This window comes from Algihabitans sp. (genome assembly GCF_965226985.1).
Classification (GTDB): domain Bacteria; phylum Pseudomonadota; class Alphaproteobacteria; order Kiloniellales; family DSM-21159; genus Algihabitans.
The window spans coordinates 2330400-2354770 of record NZ_OZ245712.1 but is presented as its reverse complement, the minus strand read 5'-3'; the positions used below and the strand labels follow the sequence as shown (position 1 = coordinate 2354770).

Below are 24371 nucleotides of genomic sequence, written 5' to 3'. Positions count from 1 at the left end.
GGAAGCATGCAGTTCGATATGCCGCGATGCACCATAACTGACCGCGACGGCTGAGCCGCTGTGTCGGAGGGACGCGAAGGGCTGCTGTCGGTATTCCTGGAGCATCGCGATGCGCTGCTGCGGTTTCTGGTACGCCGGCTCGGTAACCCGGCGCTGGCGGAGGATCTGACTCAGGAGACTTGGGTCCGCGCGGCCAGTGCGAACGGTGCTCGGACCGTCGGCAATCCGCGCGCCTATCTCTTCCGCATCGCCGCCAACCTGGCGCTCGACCATCAGCGCCATGTCGCCCACCGGGTGGAGGTCGAGAGCGTCGAACGTGTCGTCGCCGGCATTGCCGATCCGCAACCGTCGCCTGAGACGACGGCGATCGATCGCGCGGAGTTCGGTGCGTTGCTGGCCGCCGTCGATGCGCTGCCCCCGCGCTGCCGGGAAGTGTTCATAATGGCGCGTTTCGAAGGGGCAACCTACAGTCAGGTCGCGGCGCACCTAGGAATAGCCCATTCAACGGTGGTCACCCACATGGTGACCGCATTGGCCGCCTTGGAGCGGGCGCTGCGGCGCAAAACCTCGTTGGAGGAGGGCTCCTCCGAATCGCCGTCTCGGACGTCATAGTCGGTAGAAAGGGTGTCCGGCTGCGTGAGCGAAATGGATCAGGATCGCCAGGATGCGCTGACTGAGCAGGCGTTGCGCTGGCTGGTCGTGCTTAACGACGATGCGGCGAAGGACGCCGACCGCGCCGCCTTCGCGGCTTGGCTGGCGCGTGGACCGTCGCACCGGGCCGCCTGGACGCGGGCCCAGCATGTCTGGTCGCGGGCCGGGGTGATCGAACCGGCGATCCGCGCCCGGCGTACCGACACCCGGGCTATGCCTCCGCTGGCCGACAAGGATCGCGGCTGGAGCCGCCGCCGCTGGCTCGGAGCTGTCGCGGCGGGCGGGCTGCTGGCAATGGCCGGGGGCTACACCTTTCTGCGCCACGACCTCCTGTCCGACTACGCCACAGCTGCAGGTGAGCGCCGGACGGTCGCGTTGGCCGACGGCTCGTCGGTGGAGCTGGGCGGCGCCTCGGCGCTGACCGTGTCCTATACGGCGGGGGAGCGGAAGCTGTCTCTGACTGCTGGCGAGGCCTTCTTCACCGTGGCGCCTGATACACAGCGCCCCTTCATGGTTACGGCGCGGGGCGTGCGAGCCAAAGCGCTCGGCACGGCCTTCAACGTCAAGCTAATGCCGGATGCCGTTCAGATCGCCGTGGCCGAGCACGCAGTGGCCGTGGCAGCCGCCGCAGGCGTGGCGGTCGAGGTGCCCAGCGAACGGCAGGTCAGCTACGGCGTCGCGGGGTTCGGTCCGGTCTCACCGGCCGACCTCGGGGCCGCCTTGGCGTGGCGTCGCGGTCGGCTGGTGTTTCACGATGCCCCCTTGAGCGACGTGGTCGCGGATCTGGAACGCTATCGGGGCGGCCGAGTCCTGATCCTGGACCAAGGCATCGCGACCCTGCCCGTTACCGCCGTCGTCGACGTTCGGGAGGCTGATGCGATGTTGGACATCATCGCCGCGACCCTGCCTGTGAGGGTACGCCGCCTGACGGGTCTGCTGGTGCTGATCGGCCCGGCGACGTAAGCCTCCCGAAAAAAAAGTCCTGTCACCTCCCAACATTCGACTGCTCGCTCGTCATAGACGCGAGGGGCGCGAATGCGTCGCATTACTATTGGGGGAGTCATGTTCGGCAACTGCATGCGCGGTGACAGGCGGTGGCATGAAGAGGAGAAGCGGGACTGGCAGGAGACCTTCGGCGGGCTGGGGACGGGAAACGGCCGCCGTTTGGCGCGACGGTGGCTGACCCTTCTCAGCCTGATGGCGTCGGTCGGGGCCTTCGTGCCTGACGACGCGACGGCGCAAGAGGCTGCTCCGGTTGTCGAACAGCGTTTCGACATTCCGGCGCAGTCTCTGATATCTGCCTTGGTCGCCTTCTCCGAGGCGGCGGATCTGCAGTTGCTCTTCGATGCTTCGATCGCGCGCGATCTGTCCTCCCCGGGGGTCAGCGGTGAGTTGACGCCAGAAGCGGCTCTGCAGGGTCTCCTTGCGGACACGCCGCTCGTCTACAGCTTCGTCACGCCCACGACGGTGACGCTGGCATCTGCCGACGACGGCACGGACGATGCGACGGACGGCGGGCCAGTGCGGCTGGCGCCGATCTCCGTCGAAGGCGAGCTGTTGGCGCGAACGGCTCAGGACACGCAGAGCAGCGTCGTCGTGATCACCGGTGAGGAACTTGAGGCCCGCAGCGATACCAGCCTGCGATCCGTTGCCGAGCGAACCGCCGGAGTTTCGACCAGCGCACGCGGCGTCGGTTTCGTGATTCGCGGCGTCGACGAGCGCGGAGTCGACGCGAACGGTCCGGCCACGCCGACCATCAGCACCAGCGTCGATGGCCTGCGCATCACAGATTTCGGTCGGATCAACACTACCTTTCTTCCCACATGGGACCTGGAGCAGGTGGAGATACTGCGCGGCCCGCAGTCGACGCAAAGCGGGCGCAATGCCTTGGCGGGCGCGGTGGTCGTGCGCTCGAAGGATCCGACCTACGATCGGGAATACAAGCTGCGCGGCGGCCTTGGAAACTACGAAACCCGTCAAGCGGCCGTCGCGTTGAATCAACCGATCGTTCAGGACAGGCTCGCAGTCCGTTTGTCCGGAGAAATCAACAGAACGGACGGATTCGTCGAAAACGTCACGACGGGTGATGACGACGAGGGGCGTACCGACAATCGGACGGTGCGTGCGTCCCTGCGGTTCGATCCTAGCGACGATCTCTGGAGTGTTCTGAAGCTCAGCTACGTCGACAGTTTCGACGGCTTCCCGGTAAGCGACAACGACTTCCTGCCGGATCGGCTCGACGACAGAGATGCCCAGACCAGGGAGGAGGCCGAGTATCGCTCGGCAAATCTGCGCTTTGGCTACGCGCTGTCGGACACTCTCTCTTTCGAGAACGAGACTGTGTACGCCGACCGGGATTTTCTCTTCAGCTTCGATCCTGACGGGGGGCCGGCGTCCATCGCCACCTTCGACGACGACATCGAGGGCGAGTCCGTCTCTCAGGAAGTGCGGGTCATCTACGATACCGAGCGCACGCAGGCTGTTGTGGGAGGTTTTTTTACCCGTATCGAGGAAGAAAACGTCGACGAGCTGGTCGTTCTGTCGAGCGTCTTCGCGCCGCCGGCCCTGCAACCTTTGCTCACACCGGGTTCGACGCAAACCTCTTCCACCTCTGGCCGTTTCACCGTCCGAAACTGGGCCTTGTTCGGCGAGGTCGATTTCGAAGTCGTCGACAGTGTTCGGCTGATCGCCGGCCTCCGCTACGACAATGAAAGCAGAGAGACGGAAAACGTCACGGTACGCTCCACCAACGATCCGGCCTTAGCCCCCCTTCTGCAAGACGATCCAACGGTGTCGACATCGACCAGCTTCGACGCCTTTCTGCCGAAGGCGGGCATCGTCTACGAGTTCACGGACGATGTCAGTCTGGGGTTCACCTATCAACGCGGCTACCGAGCCGGAGGTGCGGGCTTCAACTCGGCGAGGCGGGAGCAGTTCACATTCGACCCCGAATTCACGAACAACTACGAGCTGGCTTTTCGCTCGCAGTGGCTCGACAATCGTCTGACAATCAATGCAAACGCGTACTTCGTCGGATACAAAGACCAGCAGCTGGTCGTGGAGTTGAGCAACCAGATGTTCGACTTCCAAACGGAGAACGCAGGGTCGTCTCAAAGTTACGGTGCCGAACTCGACGTGCGAGCGGTCCCGTTCGACAATCTCGATCTCTTCGCCTCGGTCGGATACAACCGAACCGAATTCAGAGACTTCGTATCGAACGGCGTGCAGCTTGCCGGCAACGAATTCAGAAACGCCCCCAGGTGGACCGGATCGGTCGGAGGGACCTACTACTTCGATGGCGGTCCCTATCTTGGCGCCGACGTCAGCTACACTTCTGGCTCCTTCGCCGATGCCCAAAACACCTCATCTCTGCGCTCTGACTCCCGGTTTCTGGTCAACGCACGCGCCGGTTTCGAAGGCGACACCTTCAACGTCTTCCTCTATGCCGACAATCTCTTCGACAAGGAGTATGTCGAAGAACGCGGCACGGTTCTGTCGACTGTCGGTCCGCCACGCACCTTCGGGATCATCGGGCAGCTCCAGTTTTGATCTTCGGCCCGGTTGGTCGGCTGTGCGGGTCCTGTAGAACAGGCTCAAGACACTCGCGCATGAGACTCGCTTAAACGGTGGTTGCCCGGATCTCGGTATCCCGAATGGCGTTGTAGAGCGCGCGGGCGGCCGGCGAGGTCGTCGTGGGGGAGAGGTAGGCGTAGTAGTTCACGTCCGGGAGCGGGGGCAGGCCCTCTTCCTCGCCGAGAATACGCGTCTTCGCGAAGAAGGAACTCTCCGTCCGGACGGTGACGCCCAGCCCGGCCGAAACGCAGAGGCGCACACCCGCGAGATCGGGCGCGGTGAAGCGCTCGACGGAGGAGATGCCGCTCAGGTCGAGAGCGGCCAGGGCGATTCGGCGAAACATGCTGGGCTCGTCGGCCAGGATCAGCGGAAGTGGCATCTTCGGATCGTGCCGGTAGCCAACGCCTGCGATCCAGAGTGCGGGCCGGGTGGCGACCAGTGCGCCCTCGTAGCTGTCCGACCTTCGCGTAGAGAGCGTCACGTCGAGGCGTCCTTCGCCGAGCATCGACATCAGGGCCGGACTGCGGCCGACGTGGATCGTGACGCGGACATGGGGCCAGTCCTGCGCGAAGCCGGAGAGGATCCCCGGCAGCAGTTCCTCGGCCACCTCCTGCGGCGCGCCGATGGTCACGACGCCGGTCTCCGTCGCGCGATCCGTTGCGGTTAGGGCATGGTTGACGAGTGAGACGATCTCGCGGCCGTAGGTCACCAGGGTGCGACCGGCGGAGGTCAGCTCCCGGCGCCGCCCGACCGTGCGGAACAGGGGCTTTCCGACTCTCTCTTCCAGCTTCTGCATCTGCTGGGTGATGGCCGACTGAGTGCGCCCGACCCGTGTCGCTGCGGCTTCGAAGCTGCTTTCTTCGGCGATGGCGATCAGGGTCTTGAGGTGGCTCACCTGGACATCATGGGGCACGCCGGTTGGTCCATCCTGAGGTTGAAGGTTAGGGTAAGGCATCATTGTTACTAATATATATCCAATTTCTTCTAATTATTGCTAATGAAACATAACTGCTAGCGTTTCTGTGTCCTCGCCATGGACACCTGTGCCACGGACACCCTGCAGAGCCGCATTCGGCCGGAGGGCCGGGCTTTCGAGTTAGTGAGCGAGGGAGGCTTAACGGGAGGAAGACAGGTGAAGACATTTACGGCGCTCGTCGCAGCAAGCTTGATGATCGGTGCGGTGGGGGTCGCCTCCGCCGACGACTTTCCGACACAGGATATCGACCTGATCGTCCCCTTCGCGCCGGGCGGCGGCGTCGACACGACCTCGCGGATCATCGTGGAGACTGCCAACAGCCTGCTGGAGGGCGCGGAGTTCAACGTGGTCAACCGCGCCGGCGGCGGCGGGGTGGTGGGGCAGACCGTGGCGTCCCAGGCAGCGCCGGACGGCTACACCGTATTGGCGATGACCAGCTCTGTGGTGACCAACCCTAAGCTCAAGGGCGCCGCCTACTCCGTCGAGGACTTCCTCCCCGTCGGGCTCTACAATCTCGACCCCAGCGTCATCGTGGTTCCGGCGGACTCGCCCTTCGAGACAGCCGAGCAGTTCATCGCGGCCGCTGAGCAGGCGCCGTTGAACATCGTGATCGCCGGGATCGGGACCTCGCACCACATGGGCGGCCTCGCCATCCAGCAGGTGACGGACGCCCAGTTCAACTACGTTCCCACCAAGGGCTTCGGTCAGCAGTTGCAGGCCGTGCTCGGCGGGCATGCCGACGGGGCGCTCTGGCCGCTGGGCGAGGCCGCAAACCAGGCCAACGCAGGCGGCGTGCGTCTGCTGGCGATCGCCTCCGATGCCCGCGACGAAAGCTTTCCCGACGTGCCCACTTATCAGGAAGCCGGTATCGACATCAAAATCTGGGCGACCTTCCGGGGCTGGTCGGTGCCGAAGGGGACGCCGGACGCGGTCGTCGCCAAGCTGTCCGACCTGCTGAAAACCGTGAACGACACGCCGGCCTACCGTGAGAAGATGTCCGGCGCCGGCTTCAAGCCCGTCTTCCGCGATGCGGCTGGCTTTCAGCAGATCGTCGACGACTACGCGGTCCTGACCACGACGATCATCGAGGACAGCGGGTTGGGGCAGTAGGCGTCCGGCTTCGCCGCGCGCCGGCACACCTGCCGACCGCCCTCGGGACCGCTGAAGCGCGGTGATGTCCGAGGGCGGTCGCGGCGGCGCCGTCGCCGGAAAGTTCTTTGAGATGTCGAATCGCATGAGACTGCAAAACGATGTCTGGATCGGCGCGCTGCTCTGCGGCTTCGGTCTCTGGGCGGCTTGGGAGGCGCAGGGCTTCGACGCCCGCTCCGCGACCTACCCGACGATCCTGGCCGGACTGCTGGCGCTGTCCGGTGCCGGTATCGCCGTCGTGGGGCTGCTGAAGAGCAAGCGCGATCTGCCGATGGCCGATGCGCTGCGGGCCGCGCTTCCCGCCGCCGCGGTGATCGCCGCCTGGGCGGCGGCGCTCGGCTTCGGCCTCGGCTTCCTGCTGCCGACGTTGCTGATGCAGGTCGCCTTGCTCTGGCTCGGCGGCGTTCGCGGCGGCCTGCGCATTCTGGGCTACGCGCTGCTGATTACGGCGGTGGCCTACGGTCTCTTCGGGCTGCTGCTGGAGGTGCCGCTGCCCGACTCCCGCATCCCCGGCCTGCTGTAGAGAGTCGTGGGAATGGAACTGCCGTTATGGACGTGATCGCCCTCGGGTTCTCCACGCTCTTCGTGCCGAGCGTCGTGTTCACCCTGGCGATCGGCGTCTTCGCGGGGCTGATCGTCGGCTCCATCCCGGGTATCAACGACAACATCGCCTTCGCGGTCTTCATTCCCTTCTCCTTCGCCATGCCGCCGGAACAGGCGCTGGCCCTGATGGTGGGTGTCTACTGCGCCGCGGCGGCGGGCGGCGCAATCCCCGCCATCATGATCAAGGTGCCCGGCACCGCCTCGGCGCTGTTGACGGCGGTCGACGGCAATGCGATGGCGCGCCAGGGCGGGGCCGGGAGGGCGCTCTCCATCGCGGTGACCTCATCCGTTTTCGGGGGCATCGCCAGCTCTCTGGTGCTGCTCGTCTTCGCGCCGGCCCTGGCGATGGCCGCCTTGCGTTTCGGCTACGTGGAGAACTTCGCGCTGGTGGTTTTGGGACTCTCGAGCGTGGTTGGTCTGCTGTCGGCCAACGTCGTCAAGGGGATCGTCTCCGCCCTCATCGGGCTTCTGGTCGCCACGGTCGGCTTCAGCCTGGTGACCGGCTTTCCGCGCTACACCTTCGGCAACGTCAACCTGATCGAGGGCATTCCCTTCGTGCCGCTGCTGGTTGGCTTGTTCGGGGTCGCCGCCATGTTCGATCTGCTGGTCGATATCAGGCGGGAACGACGGAGCGGCAGGGGTGTCAGCGGCCTGCCGCCGATCGGCTCCCTTCGCCTCGCGCGCGGTCTCGTCAAACGTCTGGTTCCGGTCTGGTCCGTCAGCGCCACGGTGGGCAATCTGATCGGCGTGCTGCCCGGGGCCGGCATGCTGATGGCCATCTTCATCTCCTACGATCAGGCTGCGCGCCGCTTCGCCCGTCGCTTTGCCGGCAAGCCTGGCGAACGGGATTGGGGCGAGGGGGCGCCGGAAGGGATCGCGGCGCCGGAGGCGGCCAACAGCTCCGTCACGGCCAGTTCGATGGTGCCCCTGCTGTCCCTGGGCATCCCAGGCAACTCCACCTCCGCACTCTTCATCGGCGCGCTGGCCATCCACGGCATGGTCCCCGGGCCTCTGCTCTTCACCCAGCACGGCGACATCGCCTGGATGATCATCGTGGCCTTCCTGATCGCCAATCTGCTGCTCTGGCCCGCCGCCTTCCTGGTCATCCGGGGTATCTCGCGCTGGATCTTTGCGATCCCGAAGGAAGCAATGGTCGGTGTGATCGCTCTGCTATGTCTGCTCGGCGCCTACGCCGACGGGGCCAACAGCTTCAACATCTGGGTCGCCCTCTCGGCCGGCATCGTCGCCTTCTTCATGCGTCTCGCGGATATCCCCCTCGGCCCGGCCATCCTAGGGCTCGTCCTGGGGCCGCAATTGGAAAGCTCCCTTGCCAACGCGCTGTCGATCTCCGGCGGCGACTGGCTGGTCTTCGTCGATCCGGTGAACCACCCCATCAGCGCTGCCATGATCCTGGCATCCCTGGTCTTCTGGCTACTGGCCATGCGGAGCTGGTGGCGCCAAAGAAGCCAGACCGCCGCAAGCTGAAGCTTGCCTCCACCCTGACCTTCATTGCCGAAGCGAGAGACGTTTCATGAGCACAGAGACCGACAGACGCCGAACGCTGACCGACGAGTTGCTCGCGAAAACCCGCGCGCTGCTGCAACAGCACCCGCCGACGCGCGAGAAGCTGAGTGCCATCAAGGACCATCTGCACGCGCTGTCGCAGAAGACGGAGCTGTGGAACGAGGCCGACTACCCGGCTCCGCCGGAGGGCGAGCAGCAGAACCGCTTTCTCATTGCCCAGGACTCCGACGAGGGCCTGTCGCTCTATCTCAACGTGATGCGGCCGGGCAAGAAGATCCCGCCGCACAATCACACGACTTGGGCCTGCATCGCCGCTGTCGAAGGGGCCGAGCACAATACGGTCTACGAGCGTCTCGATGATGGCTCTATCGTCGGCAAGGCGCAGCTGCGCGCCCGCGAGGTGATCGAGCTGAAGCCCGGCAACGCCCTTGCCCTGATGCCCGACGACATTCACAGCGTCGAGATCAAGGGCGAGAGACCTATCCGTCATCTGCACTTCTACGGGCGTCCGCTGGAGACGCTGACAGAGCGGGTGGCCTTCGATCTCGAAGCCGGTACCTGCAGGATCATGGACATCGGCGTAAAGACCAAAACCTGAGGCGGTGAACTTATGAGATACGGTTCGGTAAAGTACGTCTCGGCGGAGACCGTGAAGCCGCAGCTTACGGACGGCGGCGAGATCGCTTTCATCGACGTGCGGGAACATGGGCAGTACGGGGAGGGGCACCCCTTCTTCTCGGTGAACCTTCCCTACAGTCTTTTGGAGACGCGGGCCGAGGCTTTACTGCCCTGCCGGTCAGTCCGCTGCATTCTCTTCGACGACGGCGACGGCGTCGCCGAGACGGCGGCGGCTCTCTTGGAGGGCCGGGGCTATGACAACCTTCAGGTGCTGGCGGGTGGTGCCCCGGCCTGGACGGCCGCCGGTTTCACGCTCTTCAAGGGGGTCAACGTGCCTTCCAAGAGCTTCGGCGAGTTGGTCGAGCATGAGCTCGGGACACCCTCGATCTCGGCCGAGGAGTTGAAGACTCTTCAGGAGCGGGGCGAGTCCGTCATCGTTCTCGACGGGCGGTCGCCGAGCGAGTTTCGCAAGATGTCGCTTCCGGGCGCGCGCTCCTGTCCCAACGCGGAGTTGGCCTATCGGCTTAAGGGACTCGTGCCGGACTCGCAGACGCCCGTGGTGGTCAACTGCGCTGGCCGGACGCGCTCGATCATCGGCGCGCAGACGCTGCAGGAGTGCGGCGTCGCCAACCCGGTTTTCGCATTGCGCAACGGGACGCAGGGCTGGCGCTTGGCGGGTTTCGAGTTGGATCACGGACGGGCGCCGCAACCGCTCCCGACGTTGGGCGCCGACGCACTTGCCGAAACCCGGCGGCGGGGGAAGGCCTTGATCCGCGACTACGGACTCGCGACCGTCGATGCCGCCACGCTCGCGCAGTGGCAGGCCGACGAGCGTTCGACGACTTATCTCTTCGATGTCCGCACGCAGGAGGAATACGAGCAAGCGCATCTTCCCGGCGCACGTCTGGCGCCTGGAGGGCAGCTTGTGCAGGCGACGGACGAGAAGGTCGCGGTTCGCAATGCCCGCATCGTGCTGAGCGACGACACGCGCCTGCGTGCGGCCACCACCGCGCTCTGGCTCAGCGGTATGGGGCATCGGGTCTGGGTCCTGGAGGAGGATGCTTCCCAGGGAACCGCGAGCGGCCCGGAAGACGGCCCCGAGGGGGCGGGCGATACGCTCGCCCTGAGCGATCTGCCGGCCGTCGTTGCCTCCGGTGCGGTCCTGTTGGATGCGTCGCGCGGGCTCGACTACCGCAAAGGGCATATCGAGGGTGCGCGCTGGGTGACCCGCGCCCGCCTGAACTGCTTGGATTTGCCGACGGCGACTCCGATCATCGTGACCGGCCGCTCGCGACCGCTGATCGCCGGGGTGATCAAGGACCTCGCGGCCCTTGGATGCGCGCGTCTGGACTCGGTGCAGGGCACGCCGGCATCCTGGCAGGCGGCGGGACTGACGCTGGCCCAGACGGCCGATGTCCCGAGCCAGGAGGATTGCATCGACCACCTCTTCTTCGTCCACGACCGGCACGACGGAAACTTCGAGGCCTCGCGCCAGTATCTGGCCTGGGAGCTGGGGTTGCTGGATCAGCTCGACGAGCAGGAGCGGTCGGTACTCGATCCCAAGCGGGTCAAACGCGTGGAGACCGTCTGAAGCGTGCGCCGGGAAACCAAGCTTCTGCACTACGGCCGCCCGGCTCTGCCGGGTCCGGCCAATCCGCCCGTCGTGCGGGCTTCGACGATCCTGCATCGGACGGTCGAAAGCTATACCGACACCAAGGCCCGGCGGGAGGAAGACGACAGCGTTCTCTCCTACGGGCGCCGGGGTACGACGACCGCCCACACGCTGATGGCGGCCGTGGCCGATCTCGAGGGCGGCGAGGCGGCTTATCTCTTCCCGACCGGGGTGGCCGCGCTTGCCTGCAGTCTTTCCGCCTTCGTCGGTTCGGGCGATCACCTGCTGGTGGTCGACACGGTCTTCCATGTGACGCGAAAACTCTGCGACGGTCTTCTACGCCGCAACGGGGTTTCGGTCGATTACTTCCCTTGGCACGCCACCGACCTGAGCCCCTGGATCCGCCCGGAGACCAAGGCCGTCGTGGTCGAATCACCTGGGTCCCAGACCTTCGAAGTGATGGATCTGCCGGGCCTGACGCGTTGGACGCGCGAGCGGGGGCTGACGGTCATCGCCGACAACACCTACGGGTCCGGCTGGCTCTATCGGCCGCTCCAGCTCGGCTGCGACGTCTCGGTCGTCGCGGGCACGAAGTATCTGGGCGGCCATGCCGACGTCATGATGGGTGCGGCGGCAGCGCGCGGGCCGGCCGCGGCCACCTTGCGGGCGGAGGCAATCGCGACGGGACAGACGCTGGCACCTGACGAGGCCTATGCGACGCTGCGCGGCCTGCGAACCCTGAACCTGCGACTTGAGCGACATCAGGAGAATGCCTTCGCGCTGGTGGAGTGGTTCAGCCGCCGCCCGGAGGTCTCTGCCGTGCTGCATCCCGGGCTGCCGTCGCACCCCGGCGCCGACCTCTGGGCGCGGGATGCCGAAGGCTGCAACGGCCTCTTCTCCGTGGTCTTCCGGGAAGGGTTCGCGCTGACCCCCTTTCTGAACCGGCTGGAGCACTTCGCCATCGGTGCGTCCTGGGGCGGCTTCGAAAGCGTCGTCCTGCCGATCTCGCCCCTGCACGACCGCCTTCACAGCTACGACCTGCCGGCGGGACCCGCAGCGCGCTTCCATGCCGGCCTGGAGCATGTGGACGACCTGATCGAGGACTTGGCGCGGAGCTTCGGCGACGTCTAGCTGCGATGGTGTTGCACGGCCTCGCGGCCGAGCAGCAGCGCGAGCGGGATCCAGAAGAGCAGCCACTCCGGATCCAGTTCCTTGAAAAGGGCATGAAACTCGAAAAGACCGCCGACGAGGCCGAGGGCGAAGATCGCAGTGAGCGCGCGGGCCGCCGGGTCCTGAGCGGCGCGCAGGCCGACGAGCAGGGTCAGGGCAACGACCGCCGCGAGCAAAAGGGCGCCGACGACCCCGCCGTAGAGCAAGGCGCCGAGGTAAAGCGAGTGCGTGGCCCTGAAGCCCGCGAGATCCGGTTCGTAGAGTGCGCCGTAGCCAAACCAGGGCCGTGCCGCGATCCGCTCCAGCGCCGCCTCCCAGATGGCGAACCTCATGTTGTCTGCGCTACCGATCCGGTAGACTTCGTCGAGCGCGCCGGCGGCGATGGCTGCGGCGAGCAGGATCAGGGCCGCGGCCAGAACTGCGAGCGTGCGCCAGCGCCGCTCGAGCAGCAGCAACAGCCCGACACTTCCGAACAGCGCCACCAGCGGACCTCGGCTCTCGGTGGCGATCACGGTCGCGAGGAGCAGAGCGATCAGGAGCGGGGGGGCAGCCCAGCCCGCCAGACGGCGCAGCTCGCCACGCAGGGCCAGCGCAGCCACCAGGGCAGCACTGGCGACGAAGGCCAGGAGGATCGGATTCTTGACCTGTCCGAAGCCGCCGACGCGCCAGTAGTCCAAGGTCGGGTCTTCGAAGGTGACATGGTGGTAAAGCAAATAGCCGGCGCAAGCTGCCCCGCAAATCAGGGCGAAGAGCACCAGAACCCCTTCGATCCCGAAGGGAGCCTCCGCTTCGGCCTTGGCGACCTGAGCTCCCATTGCCAGCAGGACGAGCAGCGTGACGGCAGCGAGACCGGCCTCGCCGACCTCCTTCGGCTCTAGAACGGGGCTCCAGAGCACCGACAGCAGGCCGTAGGCGATAAAGGCGATGCAGGCGAGAAACAGCGGACGTGTCCGCAGCAGATCGACTGAGCGACGAAGCGCCGCGAGGCGCAGAAGAACGACGATCCCCAGCGCGTAGAAGATCCAGCGATGCATGGCGGTCGAGAGAAATGTAAAGCCGGCGAGCAGAACCAGAAGAGCGATCAGTTCCGCCCGGTCGCGAAGGTCCGCCAGGCGGCCGCGCCAAATCGACAGCGGGCCGGGTGATGACGGGTCAGGATGGGGCGGAGAGTCGGTCACAGGCGCAGTCGAGTTCCGGAGCAGGGTCGCCCTGCGGGCACCTCCTGCTCTCTAGCGAGATTGGACAGCCACCATCGTCGCCGGTCGGCGGATGGCGGCGCGAGGCAGTTCACTACCTTCGATCCTAGGCCGGGCACCAGTGGGAAAAGTGCGAGTCGGGCTGTGGTGGGCCGAGGATGAACTGCTTTCGCGTCTCCGATGTCCGGCGGCGCAGCTTCGCTCGCGACCTCAGCCGGGTACGGTCAGTCTTCGCCTTCGGCCGCCAAGGCGATCCGGACACGGCGGTTCCTGCGGCCCTTGTTGTCGATCTTGGCGATCCGCACGGGTGCCGACTGACCGGTGGACTCGAGATGCGTTCCACCGCAGGCTTGGCGGTCCAGACCGACGATCTCGATCACCCGCAGGCTGCCGTCCGGATCGACCGGCGGGTCGACGGACAGCGAGCGCAGCAGTCCCGGTTCCCGGCGTGCTTGGCTGACGGGAATCCGTTCGCTGCGGATCGGCAGGTCCTGCCGTATGATCTTGTTGATCTCTGGCTCCAGAGCACGCAGAGCGGCCGAGTCCGCCCCCGGAACGTCGAAGTCGACGCGCGCCGTGCCGTCGGCGTTGATCTGGGCGCCGGTCACCAGGGCTCCGTTGAAGTGTCTAAAGACCAGGGCGTTCACGATATGCAGATCGCTGTGAAGCTGCGTTTGTTTGCGGCGGAAGTCTTGGTCGACCCGCGCTTCCAGCCGCCGGGGCAGGGCCGCCGCTTCCGCCAGCTCAAGCCAAAGCCGTCCGGCCATCTCCTGGAACCCGATGACCGCCACCTCTCCCTCGGCCCAGCGCAGCCGGCCGAGATCTGGAAGCTGTCCGCCCCCGCCGGGATAGAAGGGGGGCTCGGCGAGCAGAACCTTCGGTCCACGCTGCTCGATCACCTCGGTCTCGTGGGCAAGGACGGTCGGATTGTCTTGGCAGAAGTAGCGCATCGCCTGGCCTCCCGAAGTCTGGGGTCCCAAAGTTTGGGTGACCGAGGCTAGGTGTCGACGGTTTTTGGGTCTTGGTAGGAATTGCGCCGTTCGGCGCGGGCGAATTGACCCGGCGTCACGCCGAAGGCCCGTTTGAAACTGCGGGTGAGGGCGCTTTGGTCATAGAAACCGGCCTCGACGGCGGCCAGTGAGGGCGCGGCGCCCTGGCGCATCGCGCGTGCAGCGGCCTCCAGACGAAACTGGAGAAGGCGCGCATGCGGCGTCATGCCGAGCCGTTTCCTGAAGCGGCGGATGAGTTGAAAGGGTGTCAAACCGACTTCCTGGGCCAGGGACTTCAGCAGCAGAGGTTCGCCGTGGCGCGCGCGCATCAGCTCCAGCGCGCGAGCGAGACGGCGGTCGTCCAGGGCCTCCTCCGGATCGGCGCGGCCCGCTCGGCCGTGGTTCCGGAACAGAACGCCGAAGCTTTGCTGCATTAGCTCGTCGGCCAGCAGCGGGTCGCAGCGGTCGAGGCGCCGGTGCAAGGCGAGAAACGCACGGACGAGAGCGGGGTCGTCGATGGCGTTGTGCGCGAAGCCCAGGTCGATGCCCCCGTCGGCGCCCCCGTCGGCGCCCAGATCGGTGCTTTCGGTTTCGACGCCGAGATCCTTCAGCGCCTCCTCGCCCAGATAGAAGGCGCGATAGCGCCAGCCGGGACTGTGGTTCAGATGGCCGGCATGGGGTTCCTGGGGATTGAAGACCAGCAGTCGTTCCGGCCGGGCGGTTTGATGGGCGCCGCGGCTGTAGAAGGTGGAACCGCCAGCCTCGGTCGCGGCGATCACGAAAGCGTCGTGGCTGTGTGTCGGATAGCTGTGGTCCGTCAGCGCCGCCTGCATCAGCCGCAGGCGCGGCAGCCGGCGGCTGCGCCAGTAGTCTGTCCGGTTGCCTGGCGCCGCGTCGTCCAACTGTCCATCCGCCATCGCTCTATCCCAGTAGCGTTAGAATAACATGCGCGATCGATGGAGATGAAGCTCAGGCGGCCAGGAAGCCGCCGTCGACGCAGAGGTTTTGTCCGACGACAAAGGAGGCTGCGTCCGATGCCAGCCAGAGCAGGGCCTCCGCCACCTCCTCCGGCCGGCCCATGCGTTTGATCGGCAGGCTCTGCGCGATGGTCTCCGGATCGGCCACGCCGGAGTCGAGCATCATCGGCGTTGTGACACGGCCGGGCGAGATGGCGTTGATGCGCACGCCCTCGCTCGCATACTCCATGGCCGCCGACCGGGTTAGGGAGATGACGGCGGCCTTGGAGGCGCTGTAGAGGGCGAAGCCGGGGTTGGCGTTGCGCAGGCCGCTGACCGAGGCGTTGTTGACGATCACGGCGCTGTTCGCCTGAGGGGCGCGAGGCAGCATGACTGACAACTCGGCCTTCATGGCCTGAAACAACGCCTTCACATTGACCGTGAAAACCTGGTCGAAGACCTCGTCCGGCTGTTCGGCCAACGCCTTGCGCCGTTCCTGGGTGCCAGCGTTGTTGAAGGCGATGTCGAGGCCGCCGAGCCGGGCCGCGGCCTTAGCCACCAGAGCTTCGGCCGCCCCGGTTTTGTTTAGGTCGCAAGGCAGGAAATGGCACTCACCGCCCTGCCGCCTCGCCTCGGCGGCCACCTCGAGCCCGCGGTCGCGGTTGCGGCCGGCGATGATGACGCTTGCGCCCGCTGCGGCGAAGGCGAGCGCGGAGGCCCGCCCGATGCCCGATGTGCCGCCGGTGATCAGAACACGCCTGCCTGCGAAGTTTCTGCGACCGCTTCCCTCTGCTGCCAAAAAGCGCTCTCCCCTGCCAGCCCGAAAGCTAACTAAGGCGAAGGCTGGAGGGGCTGTCTTGGTCAGAATTGCGCCGCCGCTGCCCGTTTCCGCGATCAGGCAGGCGGCCGCTGCCAGCCGTTTTCGAAGCGGAGATCGGCGCAGCCGGCAAAGCGCCCCAGGCGATCCAACTCTGCCTCCAGCTTTCTGAGGCGTGGACCGCTCAGGCGCAGGCGCCCCTCGGGCCAGACAGCGGAAACGACCAGAGCGTCGCGCTCGCGATCCGCCTTCATGTCGAGCCGCCCGACCAAGCGGTCGCCCTCCAGTAGCGGAAAGACGTAGTAGCCGAAGCGGCGTTGCGCGGCCGGTACGAAGACCTCGATCCGGAAGGAAAAGCCGAACAGCCGTTCCGTCCGCTGCCGGTCGCGCAGCAGCGGGTCGAAGGGGCTGAGCACGCGCAAGCGGCCGGGCGGCGGTGGCGTGTCGGACAGGCGCTCTTCGATATCGGCCCAGGCGTAGGCCTGGCGCGGGCGGCCCTTGCCCGCGTCCTCGATCTCGACGCTGCGCAGGCTGTCGCCTTGCGCTCGGCACCAGGTGGAGGCCTCGGCGGGCGTGATGCCGTCCCAGAAGCGCGCCAGTTCGCCCGCCGTGGCGAAGCCCAGCCGGTCCAGGGCGCTGCGGCAGGCCCAGTCGATCAGGCCCGCCTGGTCCGGCACGATTGCCGGGTCGCGCTGAGCCTCCGGGATCACCTTCTCCACCAGATCGTAGACTTTCTGAAAGCCCTCCCGGCGCGTCACCGCCAGCCGTCCAGTGCGCCAGAGGTATTCCAGCGCGGTCTTGGAGGGCGCCCAATCCCACCAGCCCTGGCCACTGCCGTGGTCCTCCTCCCGCAGATGGGCGGCGCGCACCGGACCATGGCGGTCCACGTGCTCCAGCACCTCATCCAGCTTGCGCAGGAAGCCGTCGCCTCGCCAGCGTTGCCAGCGTTGGGCGAACGTGACCGCCTCGCGTTCGAAACGCCTCTGCCAAACCGGGTAGAAGTCGGTGGGAATCACAGCCGCATCGTGGGTCCAGTTCTCGAACAGACTGCGCTCGCGCTCCAGCAGACGGCTGAGCTGCGCCGGCCGGTAGCCGCTGCGCCGCGTGAAGAGAATCATATGATGGGCGCGTTCCACCGTCCGGATGCTGTCGACCTGGATGAAGCCCAGCTTCTGGACCAGCGCCAGCAGGGCCGGACCGCTTAGCCGCCCGCCCGGCGGGTCGGACAGTCCGTGACGTTCGAGAAAAAGCCGGCGGGCTGTACTGTTCGAAATCTGCAGAGTCATGTCGCCTGGATCAGCCTGCCTGGATCAATCTGCCGGCTCGCCGCAGCGGAAGCGTCGTGCCTCCTCCAGGATCCAGCTGCTGAAGAGCTCAATCTTGCGACTGCGCGGCCGGTTGAGCGGATAGACCAGGTAGTAGCTGAACTGCCGGGCCATGAAGTCCTGATCGCAGAACAGCCGCACCAGCCGGCCCGACGCGATCTCCGCGTCGACCACGGACTCGTCGATCAGTGCGATCCCCTGGCCGGCTAGGGCCGCTTCCGCCAGCAGAGCATAGGAGTTGAACTTGGGGCCCCGGCTGGGGTCGATGCCCTCCAGACCGGCGGCCTTGACCCACATGCTCCAGGCCGGAGAGGCCTCGTTCGGCAGGAAGAAAGCCGAGTAGTGCAGCAGCGTGTGACGCTTGAGGTCGCAGGGATCGCGCAGCGGCGGATCTCCCTCTAGCAATGCGGGGGCGCAGACCGGCACGACGGAGACCGCGAAGAGCTTCTCGACGTGAAGTCCGTCGTAGGTACCGCGCCCGAAGCGTACGCCGGCGTCGACGTCTTCGGCATCGAAGTCCACCAGGTGATCGGCGCCGGACACCCGCACCTCGATCTCCGGATGCGCCTCCTGGAAGCTAACGAGACGCGGCACCAGCCACTTGGCACCGAAGGAGGGCGCCACGCTGATGGTCAGGACGCCGTCGTCCGCCTCCGATTCCAGTTGCCGGGAGGCGCGGGCGAGATGCTCGAAGCCTTTCTGAAGGTCGGGCAGGGCCAGTTGCGCTGCCTCGGTCAGAACCAGTTGCCGGGTCAGCCGCCGGAACAGCTTCTGCCCGATCATGTCCTCCAGCGCCTTCACCTGGTGGCTGATCGCCGCCGGCGTGACATGCAGTTCCTCGGCAGCGGCCTTGAAGCTGAGGCTGCGCGCCGAAGCTTCGAAGGCCCGCAGGCCGTTGAGGGGGAGAAGACGTCGGGCCATGGCGGTGCCGTCGCTGAAATCTGTTCGCGGGTGGGTGAGGTTTTCTATCGCGGCGACGAAAGAATACTCGTTTGTCGCTCGCGCTCAAACCTAGCAAGTTATCGTGGAGTGATCCAAGCGAGGTCATAGAGAAATATCAGTTCTACCTCGCGGTCAACTGAATATCTGTCGGCAAATATTGTAATGGAGGCATCTATGCTTTTCCAAATGGTCTGGCTTATCTCCGATCCCAAAGCAAATCAGAGATTGAAAGCGGCGAGCGAAGCAGGTTCCGCGAACGCTTGGCGGGCACTTGGCGCGCTGAGTCGGACCGTGAGCCAAGGCTTTCGTGCCTGGTCCGCGGCCGGCGCACGCCGCCGCGCACAGGCGGGGGCGGTGCGGGAGCTGCGGCTGATGAGCGACCGCGCCCTCTCGGACATCGGGGTCGACCGGAGCGAAATCCATCGTGTCGCCGGCGACCTGATCGAGCTGCGGCCAGGAGAGAAGGGGGGACAGCCGCGCCCTGAGACCAGCTGGGCTCCGCCCGCCTGGTTTTCGCGCGGCACCGCCCTGGCGGTCGGGCGCGCCTTGCGTCAGGGGCAACTGGTCGCGAAGCAGCGCGGACCGGCGCCTTGTGGCGGTTAAGACTGCCCGGTGGTGTTTGAGACGTCTGGAGCGTGGCGGGGCGGCACCGACAGGTCCGCTCCGCTCGCTCGACGGTGTGGCCTGGACCGCTGCCATCTTTGTCGTTTCGGGGTAGGACAGCCGCCCGCCGCTTATCGGTCTGGCCCATAGACTGTTCCATGCTTGGCAGGAGGTGCCTGGCATTGAACGCCCACACCACGACGAAGAAGAGCAGGTCGCCGTCGGCCTCGGGCAAGGGGCGGTCGCCGACCCCAACGCGATCAAGGAGAATGTGATTCGTTTGGAACACGGCATCTCCGTCCGGCTCCAGTACTGACGGCGTCAAGGGCTACCACGTGCGCTAGAGCTGCGACATCCTCTCCAAGCTATCCTTCCCAAATACCAGGGCGCCCCAAATACCAGGGCACCGGAGCATCTGCGGCGATCTGGAACGGGTTTCGACCGCTTTTCCCTAACTGCTGCGCGTCTGCGGCAGGCCGCCGCAGTTTGGACGCATTCCAAGCCTTGTCGTTTGCCTACCTGCGGCTACATTGATTTCAGAAATTTCTGAAATTCAAAAAAGCGCTGGCGCCTCGCCATGAATCTGCCGCCCCTGATCCAGACCTTCGTGCTCCACTTCGGTGAAATGGGTAGCCGCTGGGGCATCAACCGAACGGTCGGCCAGATCTACGCTCTGCTCTTCGTATCGGCCGAGCCGCTCTGTGCGGATCAGATCGTCGAGAAGCTGGGCTTCTCCCGGTCCAACGTCTCGATCGGGCTGAAGGAACTCCAGGCCTGGAATCTGGTTCAGTTGAAGCACCTGCCGGATGACCGGCGCGACTACTTCACCACCCCGGACGACCTTTGGCAGATCGTCCGCACGCTGGTCGAGGAACGCAAGAAGCGGGAAATCGATCCGACGCTGTCGCTGCTGCGCGAGACGCTGCTGGCCGAGCCGATGTCACCCGAGGAGCGGCACGCCCAGGCACGCATGCGCGAGATGCATGACCTGATCGAATTGCTGACCCGCTGGTACGGCGACATGCAGCGCCTGGAAACCGAACGCCTAGTGCAGCTGTTGAGCCTCGGCGCGCGAGTTCAGAAGATTTTGGAAATGAAGGACCGCTTGACCCTGCTACCGGGGCGCAAGAGCGCAGCGACCGGCGAGGAAGTACCGGACGACCGGCAAAGCGGCGCGAGTTAGGAGACCTTCGATGGACCTCGATCCCGTGATCCTGGCGCGCATACAGTTCGCGGCCAACATCTCGTTTCACATTCTCTTCCCCACCATCACCATCGCGCTGGGTTGGGTCCTGCTGGGCTTCAAGCTCGCCTATCAGCGTAGCGGCGACGAGAAGTGGATGGAGGCCTATCGCTTCTGGGTGAAGGTCTTCGCGCTCTCCTTCGCGATGGGGGTCGTCTCCGGCATTACCATGTCCTTCCAGTTCGGCACGAACTGGCCGGGCTTCATGGAGCGCGTGGGCAACATCGCCGGGCCGCTGCTGGCCTACGAGGTTATCACCGCCTTCTTTCTGGAGGCGGTCTTCATCGGCATCATGCTGTTCGGTACCCGCCGCGTTCCCAACTGGCTGCACACGCTCGCGACCTTCCTGGTCGCCTTCGGTACGACCATGTCGGCCTTCTGGATCCTGGCTTTGAACTCTTGGATGCATACGCCTGACGGCTTCGAGCTGCGGGACGGCGTGGCGCATGCGACCGACTGGATGGCGATCATCTTCACGCCTTCCTTTCCCTATCGCCTGACTCACATGCTGCTGGCCTCCGGGCTGACCGTGGCCTTCCTCATCACCGGTCTTTCCGCCTTCCGCTGGCTGCTGGGCGACCGCTCGGCCGGCCTGCGGGCGGTGCTGCGCACGGGACTGGTGATGGCTGCCCTGCTGATCCCGGTTCAGATTTTCGTCGGCGATCTGCATGGTCTCAATACGCTCGAGCATCAGCCGCAGAAGGTGGCGGCCATGGAGGGGAACTGGGAAACGCAGTCGGGCGTGCCTCTGCTGCTCTTCGCGTGGCCAGACGAAGATGCGCGGGAGAACCGCTTCGAGATCGGTATTCCCTATGGCGCGAGTCTCATTTTGAAGCACGACCCTGACGGAGTGGTCCCGGGCTTGAACGACTATGTTGGCGAGCATCCGCCGGTCGCACCCGTGTTCTTCGCCTTTCGCGTGATGGTCGGCATCGGCCTGCTGATGCTGGTTGTCTCCTGGGCCGGAGTCTGGCTCACGCGCGGCGGCCGTCAGCCGCATCCTTGGCTGGCGCGCGGTCTCGTCGCCATGACCTTCTCGGGCTGGGTCGCAACGCTCGCGGGTTGGTACGTGACGGAGATCGGACGGCAGCCCTGGCTAGTCACCGGCGTTCTGCGGACCTCCGATGCCATCTCGTCGGTTCCGGCTCCGGTGATCGCCGGGTCGCTGACCCTCTACCTCGCGATCTACGGTCTGCTGCTGGCCGCCTATATCGGCGTGCTGCTGCACCTCTCGCGAAAAGCGGCCCGGGGCGAGGGGCTCGGACCCTCGGCCGACCCTGCCGGCCGCTTGACGACCGTCGCGGCGGAGTAGGTGAGATGTTGACCCTCTTCGGCGAACCGACCGTCTGGCTGCCCATCGTCTTTGCGGTCCTGATGGGCATCTCGATCCTCGTCTACGTCATTCTCGACGGCTACGACTTGGGCGTTGGGCTGCTCTGCACCCTGGCGACTCCCGAAGAGAAGGATCGGATGATCGCCTCCATTGGGCCTTTCTGGGACGCCAACGAGACCTGGCTGGTTCTGGCGGTGGGATTGCTGCTCGTCGCCTTTCCAATGGCGCACGGCCAGATCCTTTCCACGCTCTACGTTCCCGTCGTGATCATGCTGGTCGGGCTGATCCTGCGCGGGGTCTCTTTCGAGTTTCGCGCCAAGGTGCGGGCGGAACGCAAGTCCCTCTGGAACGCAAACTTCTTCGCCGGTTCGCTGATGACGGCCTTGGCGCAGGGCTACATGCTCGGTCTCTATATCATGGGGCTGGAGCAGACGGTCGGAACCGTTCTCTTCGCCTGCCTCGCGGCCATCTGTCTGGCCGCTGGCTACGGCTTCATCGGGGCCTGCTGGCTGATCTGGAGAACCGAAGGCGCGCTGCAGCGCAAGGCGGTGGCCTGGGCCCAACGTCTGCTTCTGTTCGTCGTGCTTGGAATCCTCGCCGTCTCGCTGGCCTCGCCGCTGGTCAGCCCGCGCATCTTCGACAAGTGGTTCGCCATGCCTGAGCTACTGCTGCTGGCCCCCTTGCCGCTGCTGTCCGGCGCTATCGTCGTGGGGCTTTGGCTGGGGCTGCGTCACCTGCCGGCCCGCGACGATCTCTTCAGCTGGGCGCCCGTCGCCGCAGCCATGGTTCTGTTCGTTCTGGCCTTCGCCGGTCTCGCCTATTCCTTCTATCCCTATGTCGTTCCCGAGCAGCTCACGATCTACGAGGCGGCTAGCGCCCCGGAAAGCCTGCTCATCATTCTGGTCGGAACGCTGTTCGTCCTGCCTGTTATCCTGGGGTACTCCCTCCTCTCCTACTGGATCTTTCGCGGCAAGGCGCGCGACCTCACCTACGATTAGAACGATTCCACCTAAGGTGTTAATGATACTCAAATTGTTAGGTTTAGAGCGGACACGCAGAGCTGCGTTCGTTTAAAGAGATCCCGTGCCGGATCGGTCGCCGGCGCGAGCCTCTTGCGTCATCCTTCGCGTTATGCGATCAGAGACACGCTCCGTAGGGGAGTAGCCGCCCCACCTCACAGGGGATGCGCGTCAACAAACTCGGCAAAGGTCGTTGGACCGGCGCCGTGGTGCGCATGGCCGATACCGGTTTGGCGAGACCTATGGCGAAGGCGCGGCGGTCACGGGGGACCGGGCTGCGTCCTTTGCCATCGGTATCGCGACCGGCTCCCCCCTCAGAGATGCTTCATGAGCACCTTTCTGTTGGTTTTCGCGACGGTCTTTCTCGCGGAACTTGGCGACAAGACCCAGATGGCGACGCTTCTTTTCTCGTCCGACGAGCGTCATCCGCCGCTTCTGGTTTTCGCCTCGGCTAGCGTCGCGCTCGTCGTCTCGACTGCGGTAGCCGTCCTGTTCGGCAACCTGGCCGAGCGCCATCTTGCGATGCTACCTCTGAAGCTGATCGCGGGCTGCGGGTTCATCGCGATCGGGCTCCTTCTCTTGATCGAATACAGTAAACAGTGAAATCGAATAATCCCGCCGAATGTCTGTTTGCGAATTATGACGTTTTGAATTGGCTGTCCGAAAACAACTGACAAAGAGAAGCGGTTCTGGGCTAAACTATTCTGCGTAGTGGATGTTTCTCGCCCGTGCCGCCTGCGGATCAAAGGCTTGTGACGTAACTCACAGTCCGACCGTAATCATGGCGCTAGACGAAAGATCGTGACGGTCGGTCGCTCCGGCACCCGCCGTCGCATCCAGATGATTGGGAATATGCGTATGACCTGCACGACGTGGGCTGGCCGATTTCGCGGGTCGACAGGAACGATCCGTTACCGCGCCTCGAAAGTTCTGTCCGCGGCCGTTCTGACGGCGGCGGCTCTGGCGCTCGCCGGTTGCGACGATGAACAGGCCGAAGCCAACGCGCCGAGCGCGCCGCCGCCGCCCCAGGTCAGCGTCTCGCAGCCGGTCGTCAAGCAGGTCGTCGAAGATGATGAGTTCGTAGGCCGCTTTGAGGCGATCAGCGAGGTCGAGGTCCGCGCCCGCGTCGGGGGTTATCTGGAAACCATCCTGTTCGAGGATGGGCAGATCGTGCAGCAGGGCGATCTGCTCTTCACCATCGATCCGCGTCCCTTCGAAACGGCGCTCGGGCAGGCGCAGGCGGAACTCGACAGCGCCCAGGCCGAACTGAACTTTACCCGGTCGGACCTTGCCCGTGCCGAGCAGCTTGTTGCCCGCGGCAACATCTCCCAGCAGGCCGTCGACGAGCGGCGCGAGAGTTTTCTGGGAGCGCAGGCCCGAGTGGCCGCGGCGGAGGCCGCGCTGGAGCGGGCGCGCCTGGATCTCGACTACACCCAGATCGAAGCGCCTTTGAGCGGGCGCATCGACAACAACTACATTTCCGAAGGAAATCTGGTCGAGGAAAACGACACGATCCTGACCTCGATCGTCAGCACCGACCCGATCTACTTCTATTTCGACATCGACGAACGCTCCTTCCTGGCCTACTCGCGCGACGCCCGCGAGCGCGGCGTCAATCTTCAGGAGGGCGGCGGCGGGCTGGAGGTGACGGTTCGTCTCTCCGACAGCCGCGAGGATCCGGTGACCGGGCGCCTCAACTTTGCAGAAAACCGCGTCGATCCGGACAGCGGAACCGTGCGTGTGCGCGCCGTCGTGCCGAACCCGGGTCTGGTTCTGCAACCCGGCCTCTTCGGCGTGGTCTCCGTGCCAGGGTCGCTGCCCTACGAAGGCATCCTGCTGCCGGACGAAGCCATCGCCAGCGATCAGAATCGCCGGATCGTTTACGTCGTCGGGGAGAATGACGTGGTCTCGCCGCGCGAGGTCCGGCCCGGGCCTCGCATCGACGGCTACCGGGTCATCCGCGAGGGCCTGACCGGAGAAGAGACGATTGTCGTGAACGGACTGATCAGGGTGCGGCCCGGCGTGACGATCACGCCGCAGCCGGTTGAGTTGCCGCCGGTGGCCGAGTAGGC

23 protein-coding genes and 1 riboswitch are annotated in these 24371 nt (G+C 65.4%); of the genes, 16 read left to right on the top strand and 7 right to left on the bottom strand.

What is annotated here, in order from left to right; all coding sequences use genetic code 11:
• Positions 1 to 60 precede the first annotated feature (60 nt).
• The 3 genes from ACO054_RS10830 (at position 61) to ACO054_RS10820 (ending at position 4200) form a co-directional block, all read left to right on the top strand.
• Positions 61 to 612: an RNA polymerase sigma factor gene (locus ACO054_RS10830; RefSeq protein WP_421706588.1), complete on the top strand. Its 552-nt coding sequence runs from the start codon at positions 61 to 63 to the stop codon at positions 610 to 612.
• A gap of 33 nt (positions 613 to 645) precedes the next feature.
• The gene (locus tag ACO054_RS10825; RefSeq protein ID WP_421710354.1) at positions 646 to 1614 is read left to right on the top strand and encodes a FecR family protein; all 969 of its coding nucleotides are present in this window, start codon (positions 646 to 648) and stop codon (positions 1612 to 1614) included.
• Between the two features lie 72 nt (positions 1615 to 1686).
• Complete coding sequence (locus ACO054_RS10820; protein ID WP_421706587.1) at positions 1687 to 4200, top strand: TonB-dependent receptor domain-containing protein; 2514 nt, start codon at positions 1687 to 1689, stop codon at positions 4198 to 4200.
• A 70-nt stretch (positions 4201 to 4270) separates the two neighbouring features.
• On the opposite strand, the gene ACO054_RS10815 is transcribed toward ACO054_RS10820, so the two are convergent.
• Positions 4271 to 5137: a LysR substrate-binding domain-containing protein gene (locus ACO054_RS10815; RefSeq protein WP_421706586.1), complete on the bottom strand. Its 867-nt coding sequence runs from the start codon at positions 5135 to 5137 to the stop codon at positions 4271 to 4273.
• 219 nt (positions 5138 to 5356) lie between these two features.
• On the opposite strand from ACO054_RS10815, the gene ACO054_RS10810 reads away from it, so the two are divergent.
• From ACO054_RS10810 to ACO054_RS10785, 6 genes are all read left to right on the top strand, one after another.
• Positions 5357 to 6310 carry a tripartite tricarboxylate transporter substrate binding protein gene (locus ACO054_RS10810; RefSeq protein WP_421706585.1) on the top strand — a complete coding sequence of 318 codons (954 nt, stop codon included), beginning with the start codon at positions 5357 to 5359 and terminating at the stop codon, positions 6308 to 6310.
• Positions 6311 to 6434: 124 nt separating this feature from the next.
• Positions 6435 to 6872, top strand: coding sequence for a tripartite tricarboxylate transporter TctB family protein (locus ACO054_RS10805; RefSeq protein ID WP_421706584.1), 438 nt, complete (start codon positions 6435 to 6437; stop codon positions 6870 to 6872).
• Positions 6873 to 6898: 26 nt separating this feature from the next.
• Positions 6899 to 8437 (top strand): tripartite tricarboxylate transporter permease, encoded by a 1539-nt coding sequence (locus ACO054_RS10800; RefSeq protein WP_421706583.1) that lies wholly within the window; start codon positions 6899 to 6901, stop codon positions 8435 to 8437.
• Between the two features lie 46 nt (positions 8438 to 8483).
• The gene (locus ACO054_RS10795; protein ID WP_421706582.1) at positions 8484 to 9074 is read left to right on the top strand and encodes a hypothetical protein; all 591 of its coding nucleotides are present in this window, start codon (positions 8484 to 8486) and stop codon (positions 9072 to 9074) included.
• A 12-nt stretch (positions 9075 to 9086) separates the two neighbouring features.
• Positions 9087 to 10685, top strand: coding sequence for a rhodanese-like domain-containing protein (locus ACO054_RS10790; RefSeq protein ID WP_421706581.1), 1599 nt, complete (start codon positions 9087 to 9089; stop codon positions 10683 to 10685).
• Positions 10686 to 10688: 3 nt separating this feature from the next.
• Entirely contained in the window at positions 10689 to 11837 is a 1149-nt protein-coding gene (locus tag ACO054_RS10785; RefSeq protein WP_421706580.1) for a trans-sulfuration enzyme family protein, read from the top strand.
• Here the strand turns inward: ACO054_RS10785 and ACO054_RS10780 are convergent.
• The 6 genes from ACO054_RS10780 to gcvA all read right to left on the bottom strand — a co-directional run bounded on the left by ACO054_RS10780 (position 11834) and on the right by gcvA (position 18080).
• Positions 11834 to 13054, bottom strand: a complete 1221-nt coding sequence (locus ACO054_RS10780; protein ID WP_421706579.1) for an O-antigen ligase family protein — start codon at positions 13052 to 13054, stop codon at positions 11834 to 11836. The genes ACO054_RS10785 and ACO054_RS10780 overlap by 4 nt on opposite strands.
• 242 nt (positions 13055 to 13296) lie before the next feature.
• Positions 13297 to 14022, bottom strand: a complete 726-nt coding sequence (locus tag ACO054_RS10775) for an alanyl-tRNA editing protein (RefSeq protein ID WP_421706578.1) — start codon at positions 14020 to 14022, stop codon at positions 13297 to 13299.
• A 47-nt stretch (positions 14023 to 14069) separates the two neighbouring features.
• Complete coding sequence (locus tag ACO054_RS10770; protein WP_421706577.1) at positions 14070 to 14978, bottom strand: helix-turn-helix domain-containing protein; 909 nt, start codon at positions 14976 to 14978, stop codon at positions 14070 to 14072.
• A 52-nt stretch (positions 14979 to 15030) separates the two neighbouring features.
• A complete protein-coding gene (locus ACO054_RS10765; protein WP_421706576.1) occupies positions 15031 to 15816 on the bottom strand; it encodes an SDR family NAD(P)-dependent oxidoreductase in 786 nt (261 codons plus the stop codon).
• A 95-nt stretch (positions 15817 to 15911) separates the two neighbouring features.
• Positions 15912 to 17120, bottom strand: coding sequence for a winged helix-turn-helix domain-containing protein (locus ACO054_RS10760; RefSeq protein ID WP_421706575.1), 1209 nt, complete (start codon positions 17118 to 17120; stop codon positions 15912 to 15914).
• Positions 17121 to 17144: 24 nt separating this feature from the next.
• Positions 17145 to 18080 (bottom strand): transcriptional regulator GcvA, encoded by a 936-nt coding sequence (gene gcvA, locus ACO054_RS10755; protein ID WP_421706574.1) that lies wholly within the window; start codon positions 18078 to 18080, stop codon positions 17145 to 17147.
• A gap of 183 nt (positions 18081 to 18263) precedes the next feature.
• Between gcvA and ACO054_RS10750 the strand changes: the two genes are divergently transcribed.
• From ACO054_RS10750 to ACO054_RS10720, 7 genes are all read left to right on the top strand, one after another.
• On the top strand, positions 18264 to 18704 hold the full coding sequence (locus ACO054_RS10750; protein ID WP_421706573.1) for a DUF1127 domain-containing protein: 441 nt from the start codon (positions 18264 to 18266) through the stop codon (positions 18702 to 18704).
• 172 nt (positions 18705 to 18876) lie between these two features.
• The gene (locus ACO054_RS10745; RefSeq protein WP_421706572.1) at positions 18877 to 19020 is read left to right on the top strand and encodes a hypothetical protein; all 144 of its coding nucleotides are present in this window, start codon (positions 18877 to 18879) and stop codon (positions 19018 to 19020) included.
• Positions 19021 to 19281: 261 nt separating this feature from the next.
• Positions 19282 to 19887 (top strand): GbsR/MarR family transcriptional regulator, encoded by a 606-nt coding sequence (locus ACO054_RS10740; RefSeq protein ID WP_421706571.1) that lies wholly within the window; start codon positions 19282 to 19284, stop codon positions 19885 to 19887.
• Positions 19888 to 19897: 10 nt separating this feature from the next.
• Entirely contained in the window at positions 19898 to 21259 is a 1362-nt protein-coding gene (locus ACO054_RS10735; protein ID WP_421706570.1) for a cytochrome ubiquinol oxidase subunit I, read from the top strand.
• Positions 21260 to 21264: 5 nt separating this feature from the next.
• Positions 21265 to 22278, top strand: a complete 1014-nt coding sequence (locus tag ACO054_RS10730) for a cytochrome d ubiquinol oxidase subunit II (protein ID WP_421706569.1) — start codon at positions 21265 to 21267, stop codon at positions 22276 to 22278.
• Between the two features lie 145 nt (positions 22279 to 22423).
• A riboswitch (yybP-ykoY riboswitch) is annotated at positions 22424 to 22608 on the top strand.
• A gap of 18 nt (positions 22609 to 22626) precedes the next feature.
• On the top strand, positions 22627 to 22902 hold the full coding sequence (locus ACO054_RS10725) for a TMEM165/GDT1 family protein (protein WP_421706568.1): 276 nt from the start codon (positions 22627 to 22629) through the stop codon (positions 22900 to 22902).
• Positions 22903 to 23157: 255 nt separating this feature from the next.
• Positions 23158 to 24369, top strand: a complete 1212-nt coding sequence (locus tag ACO054_RS10720) for an efflux RND transporter periplasmic adaptor subunit (RefSeq protein ID WP_421706567.1) — start codon at positions 23158 to 23160, stop codon at positions 24367 to 24369.
• Positions 24370 to 24371 lie beyond the last annotated feature (2 nt).